Below are 5,128 nucleotides of genomic sequence, written 5' to 3'. Positions count from 1 at the left end.
GCCTGCCCAGGGCGGCGGAGGCTCGCGGGTCAAGGGTGACGGCCGCCAGGCCGTCATCGGGCGAAGCCCGACGCCGAAGGCGCCCTTGACGCGTGAGTCGCCGCCCGTACAATCCCGCCACCACCACCGAACACCTAGGACGCAGCGCGCACCACCAACCACCCGAACACCCGGCACGCGACGCACACCACCAAGCCCACCGGACACCGAGGACGCAACGCACACCACCAAGCCCACCGAACACCGCAACCACGGCCCCGAGCAAAGACAGCGATCAGCGAAGCCCGGTCCCCCGAGCAAGGGCCGTGTCGACGAGCGTCGAGAGCAAGGACCGGTAGTCAACGCCAGTCACGGCCCACATCTTCGGATAGGCGGAGGTAGGCGTAAACCCGGGCATGGTGTTCAGCTCGTTGATCGTCAAGGTCCCGTCAGCCCCGACGAAGAAGTCGACCCGGGCCAGGCCCTGGCAGTCGACCGCCCGGAACGCCTCCACGGCCATCGCCCGCAGCCGTTCCGTGACGGAGTCGTTCAGTTTGGCGGGGATGTCCAGCTCAGCGGTCTCGTCCACGTACTTGGTCTCGAAGTCGTAGAACTCCAGTGTGTCGTCGAGGATCTGGATCTCGGCGGGCAGGGAAGCCTCCACTCGCCCGTCCGGGAACTCCAGGACCCCGCACTCGATCTCCCGCCCCACGATCATCGACTCCACGAGGACCTTGGGATCGATCGACCGCGCGAGGGCGACGGCGTCATCCAGCTTCGACCAGTCGGACACCTTGGTGATCCCGGTGGAGGACCCGGCACGGGCCGGCTTCACGAACACCGGCAGCCCGAGACGCTCCTTCCGCACATCCGAAAGCGTGGCCTCCCCGCGGTGGAGGACCTCGTACGGCCCCACGGGCAACCCCTCGGCGCGCAGCAGCTTCTTCGTGAACTCCTTGTCCATCACCACGGCACTGGCCAGCACCCCGGCGCCGACGTAGGGCAGCCCGACCATCTCCAGCAGGCCCTGGATGGTCCCGTCCTCGCCGAAGGCACCGTGGAGGACCGGGAACACGACGTCGACCGCGGACAGGATCTCGCCCTCGCGGCCGCGTTCCAGCACGACCAGGTTCGGCGACGTGGGGTTGGCGGGCAGGGTCAGCGCGGTCCCGGAGGTGATCGTCGGCAGGGTGCGGCCCTCGATCGCGAGGGTGGCGGGATCCGCGGGCCCCAGCACCCACGAGCCCGTCGGGGTGATGCCCACCGGCACGATCTCGAAACGCGACGGGTCGAGGTTGGCGAGCACGCTCGCCGCCGACACGCAGGACACGGCGTGCTCGGTGCTCTGTCCCCCGAACACGACTGCCACGCGGGTTCGTTTCTGGCTGGCCATGGCGCCCGACCCTACCGGGGAGGGGATCTCACCAGCTCGACCAGCACGGGAAGTGCCCGCCGCAGCTGCTCCCGCGAACACGCCGCGTAGCCGAGGGCGATGCCGAACCACCGCGCCCGCCCGAGGTGGTGGCGGGCCAGACCGTCGAGCAGCAGGCCGCGGTCGGCGGCCGCGCGGATCAGCGACCGCTCGGCCTCCGCGGACATCACCGGGACCACCACGTGGGCGCCCGCGTCGTCGCCGAGCACCCGGACTCCGCCCGCGACCAGCGTCTCCACCACCTGCGACCGGCGCTCGGACAGCTCGCGCCGCAGCCGGCGCAGGTGCCGGCCCAGGTCGCCGTTGCGGGCCAGCTCCACGACCACCAGCTGACCGGCCGGGGCCGGCCCACTGCCCGTGGCGTCGCGGTGGGCGAGCACGGCCGTCACTACGTGTGGTGGCGCCACGATCCACCCCACGCCGAGGGTGGGCGTGAGGATCTTGCTGGTCGTGCCCAGGTGCACCACCACGTCCGGGGCCAGCGCGGCGAGCAGCGGCAGCGGCGCCACGTCGTAGCGCAGCTCGCCGTCGTAGTCGTCCTCGATCACCAGCCAGCCCTGCTCGCGCGCCCGTTCCACCAGCGCGACCCGGCGGGCCGCCGACATGCGACCGCCCAGCGGGTACTGGTGGGCCGGCGAGCAGTAGACGGCACGCGCCGAGGCCGGGATCGCGTCCACCAGCAGGCCGTCGGCGTCCACAGAGGCCGGGACCACGCGCAGGCCCGCCGCCCGCAACGCGCCCACCGCGCGCTGGTAGCCGGGTTCCTCGACCGCCACGATGTCGCCGGGGCGCAGCACGGCCCGCCCCAGCTCGGCGACGGCCATGCTCGTGCCCGCCGTGGCCAGCACGGCCTCGGTGTCGCCGACCCGCAGACCGCGGTGGCGCAGCAGGTGCTCGGCGACCGCCGCTCGATACGCCGGGACGCCGGCGCGGTTCGGCCGCACCATCGGCGCCACGTGGGCGGCCGCCCGCCACGCGCGCCGCCACGCCGCCTGCTCGATCCCGCCCGCCCACGGCGAGCCGGGGGTCAGGTCCACGACCGTGTCCTGCGTGGTGTCGCGGCGGACCGGCGTCGACGCGGTCGGCAGCGAACCCGGCGGCGCGGTCGTGATGTACGTGCCGGAACCGTGGCGGCCCGCGATCCAGCCCTCGGCGTGCAGCTGCTCGTAGGCCGCGGCGGTCACCGTCCGGCTCACGCCCAGCTCTCCGGCCAGCGCGCGGGTCGAGGGCAGCCGGTCGCCGCTGCGCAGGCGGCCGTCACCGGCGGCGGCGCGGAGTTGTTCGGCCAGCTGGACTGCCAGCGGCGTGGTCGACTCGCGGTCCAGCGTCACCGGCAACGCTGGCGTCTCCGGCATAACTGGCCTTCCAGAATCACGGGGTCGTGGCCCTTCAATGATGCCACTTGCTGGGTGACAGTTGATCCGTGACTCTTTCGCCAACACCTCGCAGCACCATCCGCCGCGGCAGGAACCGGGCCGTCACCGACCGGGCGGCACTGGCGCGGGTGCTCGACGCGGGAATCATCTGCCACCTCGCGTACGTCGCCGACGACGGCACACCGCGGGTCGTGCCCACCGGCTACGGCCACGAGGACGGCACCCTCTACCTGCACGGCTCGACCGGTGCGGCCAGCCTGCGGGCCGGCGTCGACGCGGAGGTGTGCGTGAACGTAACGCTGCTCGACGGCGTGATCTACAGCCGCGCGGTGTTCCACCACTCGGTCAACTACCGCTCCGCCACGATCCACGGCGTGGCCCGGCAGGTCACCGACCCGGACGCGAAGCTGCACGCCCTGCACGTGATCACCGAGCACATCGCGCCCGGGGCGTGGGACCACGCACGCGGCCCGAGCCCGCAGGAGTTCGCGAAGACCGCCGTGCTGGCGCTCGACCTCACCGAGGCGGCCGTGAAGATCCGCACGGGCGGCCCCGGCGAGGAGCCGGAGGACCTGAGCCCCGACCGGATCGGCGCGAACTGGGCGGGCGTGCTCCCGCTCGAACGGAGCTGGGGCACGCCCGAACCCTGCGAGCACCTGCCCGCGGACGTCGCGGTGCCCGACTACGTCAGCCGGCGAGTCCCTCAGGCCGGTCCGCAGTGAGCGGAGCCAGCCAGTCGGACACGGCACGCATGGTGCGGACCGAGCGGTAGACGTGCAGGCTCACCGCCGGGTCGGACCCGGTGTTGCGGACCTGGTGGGCGTAGCCGGGACCGAACGCCCGGCTCTGGCCCGGTGACAGGGAAAGCGTCGTTCCCCGGTGCAGGACGTGCTCGGTGAGCGTGCCCTGCACGACGGTGAACGCGCCGGTGGCGACGCCGTGGTCGTGGTGGTCGGTCTCCTGGCCGGGGAGCCAGCTCATGAGCCAGACCTCCTGCCCCTCGGTCGACTCGACGAGCGCGGCGAACCGCTCGTCGGGGTCGTAGCGAAGGAGGTGTGCCCAGCGGGTGCGGTCGGCCGCGACCGCGCGGGCGATCAGGGCCGGGTGAACGGTCGGGGCGACGGACGCGGACGCGATGGTGTTGGCCGGCACGGCGAACATGGGAGTGCTGTCTTCCTCGAGGAGAGCCTGGCGGTGATGGGCTGGGACGATCACCGGCACAGACACAGCGCGCTCGCGACACGACGGAGCTGGAGGTAGCCCCGCCGGCGGTTCAGCACGCGAATCAGCACGCGGCAAGAAAACCACTTGTCGCAACCTGCCGCAAACCGGTCCAGCCCGTGGGATCGTGTACCGGCAAACCGCCGGCAAGCCGGGGTGGCGTCGGCTCCGAACCACGGGTCATGGGAGATGTGGTCATGGGCGATCGTGCGCGACGGCCGCGGTCCGCGCGTAGCGATCCGGCGACCGACGCCGGTGAGCTGATGCAAGGCGTGGCGCGCGGCGACGAGGCGTCCTTCGCGCAGCTGTACGACCTGCTGATCGGCCCGGTTTTCGGGCTGGTGCGGCGCATCGTGCGTGACCCCGCGCAGTCGGAGGAAGTCGTGCAGGAAGTGATGGTCGAGCTGTGGCGCACGGCCGCGAAGTACGTGCCGGAACGCGGCAGTGCGTCGACGTGGGCGATGACGCTCGCACACCGCCGTGCCGTCGACCGCGTGCGGTCCGCGCAGGCCGCGGCGGACCGGGACGACGTGGTCGGCCGCCGGGACGCCGGCCGGCCCTTCGACGAGGTGGCCGAGCAGGTCACGGCGCGGCTGGAGCAGGAGCAGGTGCGCCGCTGCCTGAACACGCTCACGGACCTGCAGCGGGAGTCCGTCCTGCTCGCCTACTACGGCGGGCGGACGTACCGTGAGGTCGGCGAGCTGCTGAGCACACCACTGGGGACCATCAAGACCAGACTGCGCGACGGGCTCATCCGGCTGCGCGACTGCCTGGGGGTGGCCTGATGACGAGTCCGGACATCCACGCGCTGACCGGCGCCTACGCCCTCGACGCCGTGGCCGGCGTGGAGCGGGCGGACTTCGAGCGGCACCTCGCCGAGTGCGAGTCCTGCGCGCAGGAGGTCCACGAGCTGCAGGAGACGGCGGCGAGGCTGGCCCTCGCCGCGACCGAAATCCCGCCGCCCCACCTGAAGAACCAGGTGATGGCGCAGATCCGGACCGTGCGCCAGCTGCCGCCGGACACCACCGTGGTGCCGCTGCGGCGGCGCTCGCCGGCGCAGCGCCTGACCGCCGTGGCGGCGGCGGTGTTCCTCGTCGCGGCGGCCGCGCTGGGTGTCGTC

The 5,128-nt window shown here is 72.6% G+C and carries 6 protein-coding genes; 3 read left to right on the top strand and 3 right to left on the bottom strand.

Annotated elements, in window-relative coordinates; genetic code table 11:
• Nucleotides 1-274 precede the first annotated feature (274 nt).
• On the bottom strand, nt 275-1,372 hold the full coding sequence (locus ACJ73U_RS43605; protein WP_407783671.1) for a D-alanine--D-alanine ligase family protein: 1,098 nt from the start codon (nt 1,370-1,372) through the stop codon (nt 275-277).
• A gap of 11 nt (nt 1,373-1,383) precedes the next feature.
• A complete protein-coding gene (locus ACJ73U_RS43600; protein ID WP_407783670.1) occupies nt 1,384-2,766 on the bottom strand; it encodes a PLP-dependent aminotransferase family protein in 1,383 nt (460 codons plus the stop codon).
• 68 nt (nt 2,767-2,834) lie between these two features.
• Between ACJ73U_RS43600 and ACJ73U_RS43595 the strand changes: the two genes are divergently transcribed.
• The gene (locus ACJ73U_RS43595; protein ID WP_407783669.1) at nt 2,835-3,509 is read left to right on the top strand and encodes a pyridoxamine 5'-phosphate oxidase family protein; all 675 of its coding nucleotides are present in this window, start codon (nt 2,835-2,837) and stop codon (nt 3,507-3,509) included.
• On the opposite strand, the gene ACJ73U_RS43590 is transcribed toward ACJ73U_RS43595, so the two are convergent.
• Entirely contained in the window at nt 3,475-3,948 is a 474-nt protein-coding gene (locus ACJ73U_RS43590; protein WP_407783668.1) for a cysteine dioxygenase, read from the bottom strand. The genes ACJ73U_RS43595 and ACJ73U_RS43590 overlap by 35 nt on opposite strands.
• 257 nt (nt 3,949-4,205) lie before the next feature.
• On the opposite strand from ACJ73U_RS43590, the gene sigK reads away from it, so the two are divergent.
• Together sigK and ACJ73U_RS43580 are read left to right on the top strand one after the other, a co-directional pair.
• Nucleotides 4,206-4,793: an ECF RNA polymerase sigma factor SigK gene (gene sigK / locus ACJ73U_RS43585; protein ID WP_407783667.1), complete on the top strand. Its 588-nt coding sequence runs from the start codon at nt 4,206-4,208 to the stop codon at nt 4,791-4,793.
• A partial coding sequence (locus ACJ73U_RS43580) for an RskA family anti-sigma factor (protein ID WP_407783666.1) occupies nt 4,793-5,128 on the top strand: 336 nt, incomplete at its 3' end. The genes sigK and ACJ73U_RS43580, both read left to right, overlap by 1 nt.

Source organism: Actinophytocola sp., from assembly GCF_045807065.1.
In the GTDB taxonomy this organism is placed as follows: Bacteria; Actinomycetota; Actinomycetes; order Mycobacteriales; family Pseudonocardiaceae; genus Actinophytocola.
This window is presented reverse-complemented; position numbering and strand designations above follow the sequence as displayed.

What these genes read in the sequence shown, in the direction of transcription:
- sigK (WP_407783667.1), top strand. Translation starts at nt 4,206, where the DNA reads ATGGGCGATCGTGCGCGACGGCCGCGGTCCGCGCGTAGCGATCCGGCG.
- ACJ73U_RS43605 (WP_407783671.1), bottom strand. Translation starts at nt 1,372, where the DNA reads ATGGCCAGCCAGAAACGAACCCGCGTGGCAGTCGTGTTCGGGGGACAG.
- ACJ73U_RS43590 (WP_407783668.1), bottom strand. Translation starts at nt 3,948, where the DNA reads ATGTTCGCCGTGCCGGCCAACACCATCGCGTCCGCGTCCGTCGCCCCG.
- ACJ73U_RS43600 (WP_407783670.1), bottom strand. Translation starts at nt 2,766, where the DNA reads ATGCCGGAGACGCCAGCGTTGCCGGTGACGCTGGACCGCGAGTCGACC.